Here is a 15,697-nt window from a genome sequence, read left to right as displayed (position 1 = left end):
AGATCCATTATGGAAACCTGAACGGTAATGATGTTTTCCGCAACGAACGCAACATAGGACTTACAGGCTAATTTCATATAACAGATGTTATGTGAAATGGATGGGGAAGTTCACCGATATAGAATGATATTGGTGAAGTTGGTTTCAGTGGGATCGCTTGGTGATCACAAACGAGTTAGCTCATTATTGTCGAGTAGACGACACTTGTTACCAAGTGCCGCCCCTCTAAGAACCGTACGTGCAACTTTCACTGCATACGGCTCAAGCCTCCACTAAAGCATCATTGATACCCAGCAACTTAAAACGAAGTCAGGACAGGCTCTTTCCAAGAGTTACGAGCTAGCCTTTTGGGTTTTCTCATCGCCAAGTATTCTTGGTATTGAGGGTCAAAAGGGGTCGCTGCACTCCTAATTTTCACGTGTCGTTCGATGGGCACTTTCGCTATTTGGAATAGATTGTAGTGACAGTCCATGTTCATGACTTTCTGCCAACCGTGAAATTGCCACTGGCCTTTACGATTGAGGAAGTACTTATGAACAACCCAGTCTTTCGACTTGGTTGGATGACGTCTAACTGCCCAGTGCCATAGCGCTTGGAATAGTTTGTGGCCGACATATCCGAATATCTGCTTAGCAACACAGTGGCGATAGTAATTCGCCCATCCCCTGAGTTTCGGATTTATCAACTTGATAAGATCGTTAACAGGGATGGTTGCGTGCTTTTTGATGAGTTCTCGTAGATTTCTCAAAAATAACAACGTGTTGGATTTGCTCGGCTTGATGAGCAATTTCCCTTTGTACTTCCTGTGATTGAAGCCTAGAAAGTCAAAGCCGTCATCAATATGAGTGATCTTCGTTTTCTCTTCGGAGAGGGTTAACCCTCTTTCTGCCAGAAAATCAGAAATCAACGGTTTGATGTCGTTCACGAGCACTTCCTTTGAAGAGCAGGTGACCACGAAATCATCTGCGTAACCAATAAAGTTAGCTCTAGCACTCTTTTTGAGCGCAGTGGATCTTATGTACTGCTCTAGCCCTGCGAGAGTCATTAACATCAAGGTCGGAGATATGATTCCGCCTTGTGGTGTACCTTCATCAGTATCATAGAACAAACCTTTGTCCATAAAGCCAGACTTTAGCCATTGTTCCAACATTCGCTTATCTACAGCGATGTTATCAAGAAGCCATTGATGGCCGATCTTGTCGAAACAGGCTTTGATATCCCCTTCAAGTACCCATTTGGCTGATTTCTTTAGTGCCAAGCATTTGAAGCATTGACTGACCGCGTCAGCAGTGCTGCGATTTGGCCTAAATCCATAACTATTGGGGTCAGCAAGTGTTTCAGATACAGGTTCTAGTGCTAGTAGATGGAGTGCTTGTTGCGCTCTATCAATCATGCACGGAATGCCTAATGGCCTGAGCTTGCCGTTCTTTTTGGGAATGTAGATGCGTTTGAGTGGTTTCGCTTTATAAGTCTTGCGACTAAGCTGATTGACTGCTTTCATACGGCGTGCATCTGTGTTCCAGATGACACCATCTATTCCAGGCGTTTTACTGCCTTTGTTTTGAGATACTCGCTTAACCGCAAGAAGCTTAGCTGAGCGAGAATGAGTTAAGAGCCACTGTAAGGAGTTCACCTTACCGTATTTCTTTTCTCTAGTTGCTTTTGCGATGCGCATTTGAAGCTTTAATACCTGCGCTTCAACGGATTTCCAGTCTATTGACTGCCATTGAGCACCGTCAGAAGATGCATTAATCTCTTTCGAGATCATCATTTGCTTTTCTCCTTAAATAAAGTTCTTCAAACTATCTCGCAAAGGGAGACCAGTCGGAAGTGGGCTCACTTTCGTGATCAAACATGAGTCTGTATCTACATCATTACAATGTAGCTTTCGCTTTTTCCGACCTCCTATACCTGCATCACTATCGGCCACTAAGGCTTTCCCAAAGGGAATGATACAGGCTTACCCTGTTCCGTATGTCACGTAAAATGTCAGCTTAGATGCCCACTATAGTGCGGAGAGTACTGCGATCACGAAAGAATACTGTCCAACTTCTTTCCGACTCTCATTGCCATTTTGGCCACAGCGTATTAACCACTTCCGCTGCTTCATCACATAACGCACCTTGGATGGATTCACATACGTTCATCATACTGACTACCTAGCACTCACCCGACTTGTGGTTTTCAGGAGGAACGTCCTCTCACGATTCTTTTCCCACTCAGCCCAACGGCCAAGTTTCGTTACATTGTCCGAGCCGCTGCTTTATTCAGGCTCGTAGGTTCATCTGGTGATACAGACGGTTCACTCATAAAGCGGTGAACAACGCTTCATACGACTTCAGGTCGCACGGACAGAAGTTAGTTAGACCGTTTACTTATATAAGGTGGCTTGGGCTTATCCAGCACTTCGGATAGGTGTCGGTTGCGCGACACATATCCTTATTTGTTATACGTGACTTGTTACTTTCTCTAGATAACGCTCTAACTTTCTTGATACAACGGCATAAGATCCCCAATCATCTAACATGATATATGGTTTTTTTTGTTCGTCCCATTTAACTGAGCCGAAAAACATAACGTAACGCCCTATGCTATCCGCACCAAAACTTCGTCGCTCATCAAGTTCATTTTTTGTATATATATACATGAACTTGTTACCATTACATTGTATTTTTGTGCGATTACTAAAGACTTGGTAGTGAAAACCTTTCATTCTACCGTAAAAAAGTTGCGGTTCTTCACAAATATCTCTGCGCAACATTTGTGTGTTGTACAGCAAGTCCTTTAACGGCAGGGTAACTTGTTTTCCGGGCAGTGAAAAACCGACATTAAGCAAAGCATCCAAGTTCCAGCAAATATATTGCACTGTTTCTATGTTTGAACCTACCTTTACTTTACTTCCATTGTGCCGAGGGATCGCTTCTTCGGTTATTTCACCTTCGGGGTCGTGGTTAATTCCATTGTAAGTGACTTTTTTACCACCTTTCATATACTCTTCAGGAGGTAATTTTATCCACTCTTTAACACGTTTGAACTGACCATCTTCCTCTGTCTCACTTGTCAATTCGTCATTGACATAGTTAAAGCCTTCTTTCTGGATAGTATGATACGAGCATGGAATGTGCTTAAAGCTTGGTAGGTGTCGGAAATGTGCTGTTTTAGCATTTTTTGACACGTTCTTTTTCGAAGGGTTTCTAGATAAAGGCGTAAAACACTTGGGGCAAAAAATCGAACCATGCATGTATTGTTCGTATTCTTCAGGAGTAACTTCAGAAGCGCCGATTTTTAAGAGCCTTTCATCTATCCCGTAGATCCATTTAGGGTTATAAATTGCATAAGTAATACTATACTTACCCATCACAACATCACTCATAAACTAAAGTTATTAAAATTTACCATTTATATGCAATTTATTGAATTAAAAATAACTATTATTGAGACTTACGGTTACGTATAACTGCTTATTAGTTGCCGTTTTCAAGTAGTTTAATAAAGCTATTTACTTTGCCATATAGCTCATCAAAAGTGACGATTTGAACGTCTTTCAAGTTATTTCGATATAACTCGAAAGCTTTATGCTTTTCAGGAGAATCTAATTCACTAGTATTCCCGATAATGACCACACAGCTTGGTTTATACGCTCCAAATATACTAGTTTCATGCCCTACAACTGAGTAGTAGTCCTGAATAATAGAGTTAGCATAATTTAGAACCTGACTAGTAGAACCCGTTAGCTCTTTTGACATATTGTATGTTTGACGATATCGGCTCGATATCAGTTGAGTTGAAGGTGTCTTGATTTCAATCAATGCTGGATTGCTCGTCATTTGATTTTTATAAAGAAAATCAACGATGTTACCGCCCTGATTCGTAAAAGTTTTGCCACCTATATATGCTTTCTCTTTAACCACTACGACTGGGAATGAAAAGATTTGAGACAATACAAAAGAGTTACTAGTTAATTCCCTTTGCCAAAACTCTTCATCAGTTGAATACTGATTATCGATCCAAACTTCTAACGCTTTTTTTAAAACTGTAAGCCCAGCTACAACATTTAGTTGCTTTATATTGTCGACTGACAACGATTCTAAACTTTCGACGACTTTATCTGAATTCTCTACTGAGGATAACCACTTTGCAATACGTTTGAATGTACCAATTGCATTATCAGAGCTTAGCTCGACAAACTGCCAAAACTCTTCATCAGTAGCATTGCAAAGCCCTTCCAGTGCGCTACTAAGTTTCACATATTGAGTCGAACCCCGTTGAATACCATCTTGACGATGAATTCGATATAGATCAGCTAGTTTCTTTAGAAGGAATAATAACTCTGCAGACTTAAGTTCAAGTTTCACACCTTCAGCAGGTTTTAATTGAGAAAGGTTAATTGCTCGAACATCTTCCCAACCATCTAATTTCTTTTTTTTCTGATATACAAAGTGCCCCTTAACACAAGCATCTTTGTCTTTTTGATTATCAACAACGGTTGGAACGAACACTAGTCTAACAGTATCTTTTAGTCGAATAGCTATCGGCTCGGCAACTGCTGTTTTCCAAGACGTTGATGTTAAACTAATTCGTTCCATTTACTACCTCATAACTAATGGATATTGGTAAGATAACTAACAGCTTACTAATAAGTATTCTTACTTTTACTCTGAGTTATGAAGTACCAACTGTAACGGATCTGGACATATTAACTCGAGAACCACAATACCGACTTAAAAGAGGGGATGGCAATTCACTTATGATATGTTAGTCAGAATTAGTTTCAATTTAAGCAATAGTTGTCCATCACTATCTGACACTTTAAGTTGATACTTGTCGCTCGATACTTCATTGATACGTTTAAGATAGAATTCAAACAATGGGTCTTCATAGCGGCGATGTCCGAGCACGCATGAGTAGAATTTAGGTAGTTCATACTGAAGAGTGCTTTCGATGTTAGATGTTGGATTTAGCAAATCATCATGCTGTAAGTCCACAATATTGACTTCTTGTAAGTTTTGCCGCAGTTCTTCTATGAGAGGTTCCAGGTTATTCTTAAACTTTAACACTTCTTCCGCTAACTCTGTTTCACTAAGATGAGTGCTTAGCAGTAAAGCCAGCTCTTCGAGAGTACTCAGATAATAGTCATTATTAAACCTTGATTCATTTTCCTTCAGCAAAATATCTACGGATTCACGCATATCTCTACAGTGAGCAATAGGGGTCAAAGCAAGCTCCTGTTTGCAAAGTTCATATTGTCTTTCAATTTCCAATGAAATGTTGTCAAGGTATTGATAACGCGATTGAAGAAAGGCAACGAGTTCCTTGATATTTAACCCAAGCACGATGTCGTCTTTATTGGGATCGTTACTATAAAGCCTAACCTCTAGGTCACAGCTGCTTTTTGTAAACTCTTCATAAGGCCAACTTGCAAATCGTTTCTCTTTTCCTTCTCCATTGAGGTTTACAGGATGCGCCCCAAAACATGCTCTGATTTCTTTGAAATAGTCATTGTCGTCTTTATCGAAGATCCGCTCGCTGAAGATGAATTTTTCTCCTTTAAAGGGCTGCAGTCTAGAAGAATGACCAAAAAAACACGATGCAGTTGCATCACCGCCTCATTAACAATATCAATAGAGCTTATTAAAGAATAAATTTGCATGACCCTAACATCAATATTGGAATCTAAGGCTGGAAAGCTATGCAAATTTCGAATAGCTACAGAAATCCAGTCTATACTAGAGCAAATAAGGTTCCATTGATTCTTTCCTTGCTTGTTTGCGTACGCTTTCAAGACGAATCGATTATTATCATTAATCAAATCTCTGAAAGCAGTAATTCTTTTATCGCCAATAGCAGCCAACATATTCGTTTCCATTACAAGTACAGCGGGGTGAATTTCATTTTTGCTGTTCATTACTTTCTATGTGTCAAAACTACCAGATTTTTCGAAAACTTATCTAGTTGGATAACTCATTTTTGCTTTGTTGTTCTGTTATTACTGTTGTCGTTTTAAGTATACCCCAACGAAACCAGTTCACTAATCACCTCAACCCGCATTGCGACATTTAACAAACCATCCATAATAAACCAATCAACAAAACCAACTTAAATTGAACTGATCACTAGTAAAAACGCTGATCTCGTGAGGCCACATTGACGTGGCTTGTTTCTAGATACACTTCACCACCACAAGCTCGTTAATATCGGTGTAGTAGTTCTCAAGTTCTAACATATCTATCGCCCCTTGCCGTTCTTGATAGCTACGTTGCTGACAAGCAAATCCAATCACGCCTTTGCCAAAGCGGTCGCTGAGTTGATCAAGGGTACTGTTTAGGTTGTCTTTATTATCAAAACAGTTAAATAACTCAAATTGCTTTATTTCAGCATCAATTAAACTGGTGGCACCCACGCCCACTTTATAGATCGGCTGTTGAGTAAGATTATCAGGCAGGAGATCATTAAATTGCGCTCGCAGTTGTTGTAAGGCAAAGCTGGTATCAGTCAGTCCGCTAGCAAATATCACTTCACCGCGACGGTAAAATGGTCGGCAGTGGTCGTGTTTTGAGGTGCTAATAAAAAACGATAACGTCTTCACTTCAGTTTTTTGATCGCGTACTTTGCGCATTACTTCAGTGCAATGGTGTGCCAACTCGGCAAATAAATCATCTTGGTGGCGTAAGCGATCGCGGTAAGAAGTGGTCGACCAAATCTGTTTTTTCTTGGCGCGTTGAGCAGAGAAATTTAAGCAAGTAATACCATTAAGCTCTGAAATCACGTTAGCGACGTTAATTGAATAACGTTTGTGGTAAGTCTTAATGTCACATTGTTTCAATTGATAGGCGGTTACTATGCCCTCTTGTAATAGCTGTTTATTTAGTTGCCGACCAATGTTCCACAGTTTACCGACCGGCATTTGTTTTAAAATCGCATCAGTTTGTTGCTCGCTCATCAATACACACTGCCCCTGATAAGGTTGGCAATTTTTTGCAGCCCACGAGGCAACTTTAGCTAAGGTGAGGGTTTTACCTACGCCCGCCCCTGTTGGCACACCGGTTTCTTTATAAATGGCTTTACGCAGCGTTTTTACATGTTGATTGAGATCGACGTTGATGCTTTGTAAGTGGCTAATATCAAAAAACACTTCATCGACGCTATAGCGCATCGAACGCGCGCCATCAATGTGTTTTTCAAGCGCAGTCATAAAGCGATCTGAATGGTGTGAAAAAGTGTTGAAGTTAGCTTTATATACAATACCGTTGTGGGCCCGTAGGTGATCAATCTCTTCCCATATCGGGGTGAATTTGCCGATACCGAGATCAGTACAAGCACGATTAGCGGCAATAGAGATCCCTTGGCCTGCGGTTACCAACAACGGAATATTACGCAAAGCAGGTTTATAGGTAATGCAAGACTCAGCATAAAAGCGAGTACCATCAAGTAAGCAAATCATAACGGCATCGGTCGATGTAAACGTAAACTATAACGAACAACACCATGCAAGCGAGTGTAATCATCTTGAGTGATTGGATAAGGCTTAAAGCTAGAATTGTCTGAATAAAGAGTTTTAGTGTGCAAATTGATCCGCTTTACAACTAAATCATTATTTAACGACAGTACAATAACATCGTCGTTTTCTGGCGTGAGATGGCGTTCTAGGATCAAAATATCACGATCCCAAATGTACGGTAGCATTGAAACACCTGCTGCGCGACACAGTAATGTCGAATGCTCTTGAGTAACGATCAGTTGGTGCAAGTCGATGTCGGTTAAATCACTGTGCCAAGGTAAAAGCGACGGTTGGCGAAAGTGGTGAATAGAAACGGTGATCACCCCTATCAGATGCAGTTCGTCCCACTCTTTACCTGATGCGACGACGTGTTGGCACAATACGTTCCAGCGCGCAATGTGGCTCTCGCCATAATATTCAAACAATACCAGATCAGTGGCTAGCGCCTGCAAAGCACTGTCGATCAGTAGCCAGTCACCTTTAGCAATACCAAATTTTGGATAACTGTTGTCAGCGCTGATAATGCGCATTGATGTGTGACTATGTACAAATAAAGTTTGTAGGTTTAAAGGCTGCTTACGAAAGCGAATAGTGGGATTTTCAAATCCGGTGATCCCCGCTTGTACATTGGTGGTGAGTGTTATCATGGCTAACTATACTGTGTTTTTGTACAGTTATTTTAGAGCTGTTTATGATAAGTGGCAAGCATTAGCCAAATAAAATGCCGTTCATATTAAGTAAACGGCATTATTAATTGGTGTTGGGATAACATTGTTAACGAATCTGGTTTGATACTGTTGATTAGTATGTTCCACGGATTGGATAATTGTTATCTGGATTTCGAATAAAAGCTAAACCTTGCAATAATACTTTAAGATCTGGACGAGCAAATGGACCATTAGACATATCTAAAACTTGTACCTTGCCTTCTGCATTAATCACAAAAATAGCAGGCTCTGCAAAAACATGATCGGTCTCTGTTTCAGAGCGTGGCGTTGAGAGATATAGCCCTAATTGTTGCATCTGCTCGATCGTTAAACCATAAGCAAGCGGATAATTCACCGTCAATTTAGTTTTATGGTGTGCTAACTGTGTTTTGCTATCAGCAGATACGGCAATCACATCAACACCAATGTCATGATAGCCACTGAGCAGTGTTTCTAACTCATTTAAGTAACGAGTACACAATGGACAGTGTTGTCCTCGATAAACGACAACCATTTTCCAATCTAATGGAGCTTTAATTTCACCTAAAGAAATTGTTTCTTGAGTCAGTGTTGAAACAGTAATTTCTGGAAATACATCGCCAGCTAGAAATTTCGTTGATGTCATTTTTTTATCCTTCGTTATTGGTTTTTTAGATAAAGATAGCTTTCATCACTTTTGTCACGCTTACCTTTGTATTTATCATCATATTTTTCAGACCAGATTGCCGTTGCATTTTGGTTTTGGTTCCAATCAAAAATAGTAGAACGATGCTTTATTTTCCAAGTATCATTACGACGCTCAAACAGAAATTGGTGACGCCCACCTAAAATGCCTTCTTTGTCTACCCCATTTTCTTCATGAAGATGATATGCCCATACATAACATTCAGCCGTTGCACTATCACCATTGACTTCAATCAAAGGATTACTGATTCGATGCTGGGTTGCTTTTAGTTGTTTAAAGCCTTCCATTGCAGGTTCAACAAACTTATGTGCATTGTCGTTATAAAAAAATAACTCAGGGAAAATTGGATCTTGGTGCTCTTCAATAGCATCTTCCCAATACGTATTTTTCATTAAAGCACCATCAACCCGATCAAGTGCACGCGCAAAGCGATACATTACCTCTGTGATGTCTTGTTTATCGAGTAGCACTTGCAGTTTCTGTTGTATATCCATCATTAATATTCTCATCTCTAATTTGGTTGAGATCAGTATATCCATTCTATAAAGGATTAGAACCATGGTAAAATGAATACCATCTAGTCATATTTGGAATAATTGATGGATCGATTTGAAGCAATGAAAGCATTTGTACGAGTAGTGCAAACGGGAAGCTTTTCAGCCACAGGACGAGAACTGAATACAACTCAAACAACGATTAGTAAGCGTATTGCAGCCCTAGAGAAAATTTTAGGCGTACAATTATTAAAACGTAGCAGTAGAGAACATTCATTGACCCCTGCCGGCCATCGCTATTTTGAAAGCTGTCTGCAAATTTTAGCGCAAGTAGAAGAAACAGAAGCAAATTTGCATGACAATATCACCCAGCTATCAGGGCATATTCGTATTGCAGTGCCTGTCGCATTTGGACGGATTTTACTCACCCCTTTATTACCAACATTTTTCGCTCAGTATCCAAATATATCAATTGAGCTTTTCGTCAGTGATCGTCATGTCGACTTGATTTCTGAAGGTGTTGATCTAGCGATACGAGCTCGAAAACTAGAAGACTCTAACTTAGTGGCGCGTCATTTAATGGATAATCCACTAAAACTCTATGCCTCTCCACACTATTTAGATCGTGTTAGCCCGATCTTAATGCCTGATGATTTAAGTCAGCATGCGTGCTTGCTTTATTCTCGTTTAGCCTCACAACAAACATGGACATTAAAAAATAATCAGCAATCTTATGTGGTACCTGTTAGTGGTGCTTTTAAATGTGATGATGGTGACGTGTTATTAGAAGCAACACTTCATGGATTAGGTATTGGAATTTTTCCACCGTGGATGGCTTCTCAAGCATTAGCAGAAGGTAAATTAATCGAGGTATTGCCTACATATCAAGAGCAAACATTACCTATGTATGCCGTATACCCTAAAGATGTCTATATTCCATATCGTATTCAATGTTTTATCGACTTTCTTAAACAGCACTTAATGCATTAATTTAGAACCACTGATTATTTGGTAACGACTAAATAAAACTAAGGCCGCTAAATTAGCGGCCTTTATTCGATCAATAGCATTGCTTAGATAATTAGTGATGTACAGGTTTTGCTAACCATACTAATGGAATCAGCAGCAAACATAATATCCCTGACAACCAAAATAAATCGACTGTTGACATCATATAAGATTGCCGAGTAATAACACTATTCACCGCATCAAGATTATTACCCATTGAATGAATAAACTGACTTACTTGATGATTAGCAACCGTAAATCCTTCTGCAATACGTGAATGATGAAATTCCATACGTTGATCCCACATCGTTGTAACAATCGATGATGAAAAACTACCAAATAAAGTACGAAAGAACGTCGATAACGCCACCGCATTGGCTATTTGATTGGGCTGGACACTATTCACAATTAAATTTTGCAATGGTACAAAAAAGGCTAATGTTGCTGCCCCCTGAATCAATTGCGGCAGCATAATATAATCAAAAGAAGCTGCTAAATTATAACTACTCCGCCAAAAACCAACGACAGAAAAAATCAAAAAGGCATAAGTTAAAATATAACGAATATCTATTTTTTGAACTAATTTACCTATAATAGGTGCGCTTACAACTGCTAGAATCCCCACGGGTGCCGTCGCATAACCTGACCATGATGCGGTATACCCCATTACGCCTTGCAGCCACAACGGCAATAATACTGTAGAGCCAAAGTAAACCATATACCCTAAGCTCATCACTATTACCGCAATCGTGAAATTTCGTTTGGTAAAGAAGCGAAAGTTAACCACAGGATTGTCATGATACCATTCCCAAATGATCATACAGCCCCAAGAAAGAACAGCGACGAACGTTAATCCTAAAATTAAATGTGATTGAAACCAGTCATGATCTTTACCTAAATCAAGCATCATTTGTAAACTACCCGCAGCAACAACTAATAGCCCAATTCCAATATAATCAATACTTTCTCGTTGGGTTTTGGTCTCATTTCCTTTGAGTAGAAAAAAGACTAACGCACTCGCAGTAATACCGATCGGAACATTAATGAAAAAGATCCATGACCATGAGTAATTATCCGTCAGTACTCCACCTAAAATCGGCCCCATAATCGGTGCAATAACCACCGTCATTGACCATAAGGACATTGCTAAACCGTGTTTTTCTCTTGGAAAATTTCGTAATAACAAACTTTGTGATAGCGGTGCTATCGATCCCGAAATAGCCCCCTGAATCACGCGGAAAAAAATCAACATTTCAATACTGCTCGACATACCACATAACATCGATGCAATAACAAACCCCATGGTGGCAAAGAGAAACAGTTTTACTTCGCCAAACCGACGACTTAAAAAACCCGTCATCGGCATTGATATCGCATTGGCAGCACCAAACGCGGTGATCACCCAAATACCTTGATCGGTTGATACACCAAGATTACCTGCAATAGTAGGGATCGCGACATTAGCAATCGATGTATCTAAAATCATCATGAAAGTTGCCATTGATGTCGCTAAGGTAATCAATAGCAGTTTAACGCCCTTTAGTGGCACAGATTCATTCATTACATCACCTAAGCTTTAATAAGATGATTAACAAATATCTCAACCTTTTTATCTACAACAGCTAGGCGTTTGTTAGTCGTCTTCTGCGCACTTTCATTGGCGGTAAACACGGCATAATCAAACGGCTTATTCGCAGTCGCTTTTGTATCAACCGTTACTGTCATTGACATACCAATGCGCAGTGGATGTTGTTCAATTTGCTGCGAATCAATGTAAATACGAACAGGAACACGTTGAACAATTTTAATCCAATTACCCGTCGCATTTTGAGCTGGAATCGCTGCAAACGCACTACCCGTACCAGCACCAATACCCGCCACAACACCATGATATGTATATTTATCACCATAAAGATCAGACTTAATGGTAACGGGTTGTCCGGTATGAATATTATGTAACTGTGTTTCTTTAAAGTTAGCTTCAACCCAAACATTATCTAATGGCACAATCGTCATTAATGTTTGCCCTGCTTGAATTTGTTGACCAATTTGCACACTACGATTAACAACCATACCGGCTTTAGGTGCAAAGATAGTGGCATTTTGTTGATCAAGATAAACATGACGTAATTGCGCAATTGCCATTTGAACTTGAGGATTATCTAAAATATTTTCTTGCGGTAATAATGTTTGCAGCGCTTGTAATTGTTTATTTAACGCAATCAGATTTTGCTCTTTAATCAAGACGGCATTTTTTGAATGTGAGACAACTTCAGCAAGTACTGAACCGTCTTTGTCCCCTCCAATTCGACGCTTATAATCTTGTTTCGCTTGAGCCAACATAACTTTTTCTGCTGCAATTTTCGCTTTTAACTGCGCTATTTGTAAATACTTACTTTGTATATCACGAACCGTATTTTTAAGATTCGCTTCTGCTTGTTGTTGCTTTAATAGCAATGGGTTATGGTTTAAAGAAACAAGCTGTTCGCCTTGCTTAACTTGTTGAGTATCATCAACATTGATCGCATTAACCATGCCTGACTCTTGTGCTGTGATCATTATTCTCTGACCTGCAACATAAGCATCATCAGTGGTTTGTGAGGTGGTCGGCATAAATAAATAATAAGTCACGGCCACAGCGATAACGATAATGATAAAAACACTGAGAATAGTGTTACGTTTTTTTTGAGAAGTAGAATTAAGAGGTTGATTTGTCATATTGAGTCTCATGTGGTTTATTGTGCTAGATGACGGCTGTTTATTTTATTGTTGGCTGTTATAGCCGCCTCCAAGAGCAACAATAAGTTGTAATTGATTCTGTAGCGTTGCGTTATCAGCATTCGTGGTTTGTATAACCTGTTGATGCCACTTTATTTGGGCATTATTCATTTCTGAAAAGCTGGCTAATCCACGTTGATAACGGTGTTTAAATATCATATAGGCTTGCTGATATTGTGTTGTTGATGCCACGGACAGAGCTTGTTGTTGTAACGCCTCTTGTAAATTAACAATCGCATCAGAGGCTTGTTTAACGGCAGTAAGCACTGATTGGTTATAAACCGTCACCGCTTGGTCATAATCAATATTTGCTGAAGCATAATTAGCATCACGTACGCCACCATCGTAGAATGGTAAAGTCGTAGCAACCGTCGCCCCACTTAAAAATAAATCGGCAGGATTCATCGAAGATAATTTTTGAAAAACGCCCATAACCATCAAATTCATATCAGGATAATAAGCGGCTTTAGCGTGCTGAATACCTTGCCGATTAGCTTCAACAAGCCATTTATTGGCAATAATATCCGCGCGACGGCCTAATAAATTAATTGGAATCGTCGTGATATTATTCAATTGCTTTATAGGCTCTGCATTGGGTGCTAACAATGTTCCCAATTGTTGTGGTGTTTTAGCGACATATAACGCTAATTGGTTTTTTGCTAATTGTTGCTGCGTTTTGGTCATTGAAAGCTGTGCTGATAACTTATCAATATCACCTTGCTGTTGAAATAATTCAGCTTTGGTTGCGAGACCACGTTTAATTTGATCGTTAATAACGGCTTTTTGCCTATTCGTTTCACGTAATAACAGCTCAATATCCCGCTCTAAACGATAATTATTTTGTAATGTAAAATAGCTACTTGTCATCGCCGCAGACAACAATAACTTCGCTTGTACCGCTTGCGCCTCTAATGATAATTTTTGATTGGTTGCAGCAGCAATAATTGCCTTATTTTTACCCCAAAAATCAAATTGGTAAGAAAAAGAAGGCAGCAACATTCCTAGCGCTGAATATTCTGCATTATGGGGAGAGAAAGAATCTAAATTTGCACCCATTGCGCCACCACTAACATTAAGATTAACGCTTGGCTTATCACCCGCTTGTGCTAAAGCAACCTGTTGAGTCGCTAACTCAATACGCTGCTGAGCTTGCTGCAAGGTTAAGTTATTCGTAAGACCTAATGTGATTAATTGATTTAATTGCGGATCATTAAATTGGGTCCACCAATCCGTTTTTATATTAATAAGATCATGCTGATATAATTGAACTTGCTTAGCTGTAAGTAGCGAATGATGCGGTGGTTCAGAAGGTGGTGTCATACTACATGCCGATAATAACAATGCAGCGGCTAAAGAGACTGCAATGCGAGAGGTATAAAATGCTTTCATTTTCTGTCCTAAATTACTTTATGGTATAAAGTATAAATTGGATTCAATTGTTGTTATATAGATCACAAAGGAAAAGACTGTTGCAGACAAAGAACAATAAAATTGGCTTTGATCTTAATACGATCAAGATTTTTGCACGTGTTGTTGAGATACAAAGTTTTACGCAAGCAGCTGCTGAACTAGAATTAACAAAATCAACAGTAAGCAGAAAAATTGCAGAATTGGAACGATATCTAGGTGTTAAATTATTAACACGCTCAACACGCCAATTAGTTTTAACAACAGAAGGCGATACTTTTTATCGTTCTTGTTCGCATATTTTGGAGGTATTACAACAATCTGAACTTGAAGTGACTGCTAGCCATGATTTAATTTGCGGCACATTAAATATGGTAATGCCAGTTGAGGTAGGAAAAGGAATTATTGGCGATTGTATAAAAGCATTTATGAACCTTCACCCTAATTTAAAAATCCACCTTGAGCTATCAAACCGTAAAGTTGATCTTATCAAGGAAGGCTTTGATATTATGATACAGGTTGGGGAGATTGAAGATTCGTCTTTGATTGTCAGAACATTCCATCATACAACACGGGTGTTAGTAGCTAGCCCAAAATACATAGAACAATATAGTTTACCACAAAACTTATCTGACTTAAAAATACCACATCAACAAATTTGTATGATAAGTAATGTACGTACAAATAATAAAGATGTACTAGAAGGGCTACCTTACCGTTTTAAAGTTAATACATTAAGTGCAGCGTTAGATATGTGCTTAGAAGGTTTTGGTATTACCTACATTCCTGAATTTTTGTGCCGAAATCTAATTAATGAAGGCAAATTAATTCATATTTTACCTAGCCTTTATAAGTCGCAAATCCCTATTCCTGTAAGCTTCATTTACCCAGAGCGCGATTTAATGCCGCGCCGATTACGTGCTTTTATTGATTTTACAATCGCGCAATTTCAAGATGAGATCCAACGCCGTAAAAAAGGCTAAATGGTATTCAAACAAACGATAACAATGCAGAGTCTGCATGTACTCAAGATTATATGCCAGTAATGATGTGTGAAATACAACAGCAAAATATGAATAAAAATAATGAGACTTTATAATCTCTAAAGATCATAGATTAC

The 15,697-nt window shown here is 39.2% G+C and carries 14 protein-coding genes; 2 read left to right on the top strand and 12 right to left on the bottom strand.

Translation table 11 applies throughout. The features are described from left to right. Positions 1-298: 298 nt before the first annotated feature. The 9 genes from ltrA to BTN98_RS12295 all read right to left on the bottom strand — a co-directional run bounded on the left by ltrA (position 299) and on the right by BTN98_RS12295 (position 9,387). A complete protein-coding gene (gene ltrA, locus BTN98_RS12330; protein WP_060996876.1) occupies positions 299-1,771 on the bottom strand; it encodes a group II intron reverse transcriptase/maturase in 1,473 nt (490 codons plus the stop codon). 675 nt (positions 1,772-2,446) lie between these two features. Further along, positions 2,447-3,358: a hypothetical protein gene (locus BTN98_RS12325; protein ID WP_146107017.1), complete on the bottom strand. Its 912-nt coding sequence runs from the start codon at positions 3,356-3,358 to the stop codon at positions 2,447-2,449. Positions 3,359-3,464: 106 nt separating this feature from the next. Continuing rightward, positions 3,465-4,586 (bottom strand): Shedu immune nuclease family protein, encoded by a 1,122-nt coding sequence (locus tag BTN98_RS12320; protein ID WP_060996874.1) that lies wholly within the window; start codon positions 4,584-4,586, stop codon positions 3,465-3,467. Between the two features lie 159 nt (positions 4,587-4,745). After that, positions 4,746-5,333: a hypothetical protein gene (locus BTN98_RS20635; protein ID WP_240616120.1), complete on the bottom strand. Its 588-nt coding sequence runs from the start codon at positions 5,331-5,333 to the stop codon at positions 4,746-4,748. A gap of 119 nt (positions 5,334-5,452) precedes the next feature. After that, entirely contained in the window at positions 5,453-5,905 is a 453-nt protein-coding gene (locus BTN98_RS20630) for a hypothetical protein (protein WP_240616119.1), read from the bottom strand. A gap of 255 nt (positions 5,906-6,160) precedes the next feature. After that, positions 6,161-7,441 (bottom strand): Y-family DNA polymerase, encoded by a 1,281-nt coding sequence (locus BTN98_RS12310; RefSeq protein ID WP_060996872.1) that lies wholly within the window; start codon positions 7,439-7,441, stop codon positions 6,161-6,163. Beyond that, positions 7,438-8,145, bottom strand: coding sequence for a S24 family peptidase (locus tag BTN98_RS12305; RefSeq protein WP_060996871.1), 708 nt, complete (start codon positions 8,143-8,145; stop codon positions 7,438-7,440). Before BTN98_RS12305 ends, BTN98_RS12310 begins: the two co-directional genes overlap by 4 nt. Positions 8,146-8,299: 154 nt before the next feature. Further along, positions 8,300-8,830 (bottom strand): redoxin domain-containing protein, encoded by a 531-nt coding sequence (locus BTN98_RS12300; RefSeq protein WP_060996870.1) that lies wholly within the window; start codon positions 8,828-8,830, stop codon positions 8,300-8,302. A 14-nt stretch (positions 8,831-8,844) separates the two neighbouring features. Next, a complete protein-coding gene (locus tag BTN98_RS12295) occupies positions 8,845-9,387 on the bottom strand; it encodes a nuclear transport factor 2 family protein (RefSeq protein ID WP_231730617.1) in 543 nt (180 codons plus the stop codon). A 102-nt stretch (positions 9,388-9,489) separates the two neighbouring features. On the opposite strand from BTN98_RS12295, the gene BTN98_RS12290 reads away from it, so the two are divergent. Continuing rightward, complete coding sequence (locus tag BTN98_RS12290; RefSeq protein WP_060996869.1) at positions 9,490-10,374, top strand: LysR family transcriptional regulator; 885 nt, start codon at positions 9,490-9,492, stop codon at positions 10,372-10,374. 91 nt (positions 10,375-10,465) lie between these two features. On the opposite strand, the gene BTN98_RS12285 is transcribed toward BTN98_RS12290, so the two are convergent. The 3 genes from BTN98_RS12285 to BTN98_RS12275 are packed head-to-tail and all read right to left on the bottom strand — an operon-like array spanning position 10,466 to position 14,559. Next, positions 10,466-11,953 carry a DHA2 family efflux MFS transporter permease subunit gene (locus tag BTN98_RS12285; protein ID WP_060996868.1) on the bottom strand — a complete coding sequence of 496 codons (1,488 nt, stop codon included), beginning with the start codon at positions 11,951-11,953 and terminating at the stop codon, positions 10,466-10,468. 8 nt (positions 11,954-11,961) lie between these two features. Next, positions 11,962-13,110, bottom strand: coding sequence for an HlyD/EmrA/EmrK family protein (locus tag BTN98_RS12280; RefSeq protein ID WP_060996867.1), 1,149 nt, complete (start codon positions 13,108-13,110; stop codon positions 11,962-11,964). A gap of 45 nt (positions 13,111-13,155) precedes the next feature. Next, the gene (locus BTN98_RS12275; protein WP_060996866.1) at positions 13,156-14,559 is read right to left on the bottom strand and encodes an efflux transporter outer membrane subunit; all 1,404 of its coding nucleotides are present in this window, start codon (positions 14,557-14,559) and stop codon (positions 13,156-13,158) included. 50 nt (positions 14,560-14,609) lie between these two features. Here BTN98_RS12275 and BTN98_RS12270 point away from each other — a divergent pair, with 50 nt between their 5' ends. Next, on the top strand, positions 14,610-15,560 hold the full coding sequence (locus BTN98_RS12270) for a LysR family transcriptional regulator (RefSeq protein ID WP_328585765.1): 951 nt from the start codon (positions 14,610-14,612) through the stop codon (positions 15,558-15,560). Positions 15,561-15,697: the final 137 nt, after the last annotated feature.

The organism is Photobacterium aquimaris (genome assembly GCF_002954455.1).
Taxonomy (GTDB): domain Bacteria; phylum Pseudomonadota; class Gammaproteobacteria; order Enterobacterales; family Vibrionaceae; genus Photobacterium; species Photobacterium aquimaris.
This window is presented reverse-complemented; position numbering and strand designations above follow the sequence as displayed.

Excerpts from the sequence above, each read along its gene's own strand:
- ltrA (WP_060996876.1), bottom strand. The coding sequence starts at position 1,771 with ATGATGATCTCGAAAGAGATTAATGCATCTTCTGACGGTGCTCAATGG.
- BTN98_RS12325 (WP_146107017.1), bottom strand. The coding sequence starts at position 3,358 with ATGGGTAAGTATAGTATTACTTATGCAATTTATAACCCTAAATGGATC.
- BTN98_RS12320 (WP_060996874.1), bottom strand. The coding sequence starts at position 4,586 with ATGGAACGAATTAGTTTAACATCAACGTCTTGGAAAACAGCAGTTGCC.
- BTN98_RS20630 (WP_240616119.1), bottom strand. The coding sequence starts at position 5,905 with ATGAACAGCAAAAATGAAATTCACCCCGCTGTACTTGTAATGGAAACG.
- BTN98_RS12310 (WP_060996872.1), bottom strand. The coding sequence starts at position 7,441 with ATGATTTGCTTACTTGATGGTACTCGCTTTTATGCTGAGTCTTGCATT.
- BTN98_RS12305 (WP_060996871.1), bottom strand. The coding sequence starts at position 8,145 with ATGATAACACTCACCACCAATGTACAAGCGGGGATCACCGGATTTGAA.
- BTN98_RS12300 (WP_060996870.1), bottom strand. The coding sequence starts at position 8,830 with ATGACATCAACGAAATTTCTAGCTGGCGATGTATTTCCAGAAATTACT.
- BTN98_RS12295 (WP_231730617.1), bottom strand. The coding sequence starts at position 9,387 with ATGATGGATATACAACAGAAACTGCAAGTGCTACTCGATAAACAAGAC.
- BTN98_RS12290 (WP_060996869.1), top strand. The coding sequence starts at position 9,490 with ATGGATCGATTTGAAGCAATGAAAGCATTTGTACGAGTAGTGCAAACG.
- BTN98_RS12285 (WP_060996868.1), bottom strand. The coding sequence starts at position 11,953 with ATGAATGAATCTGTGCCACTAAAGGGCGTTAAACTGCTATTGATTACC.
- BTN98_RS12280 (WP_060996867.1), bottom strand. The coding sequence starts at position 13,110 with ATGACAAATCAACCTCTTAATTCTACTTCTCAAAAAAAACGTAACACT.
- BTN98_RS12275 (WP_060996866.1), bottom strand. The coding sequence starts at position 14,559 with ATGAAAGCATTTTATACCTCTCGCATTGCAGTCTCTTTAGCCGCTGCA.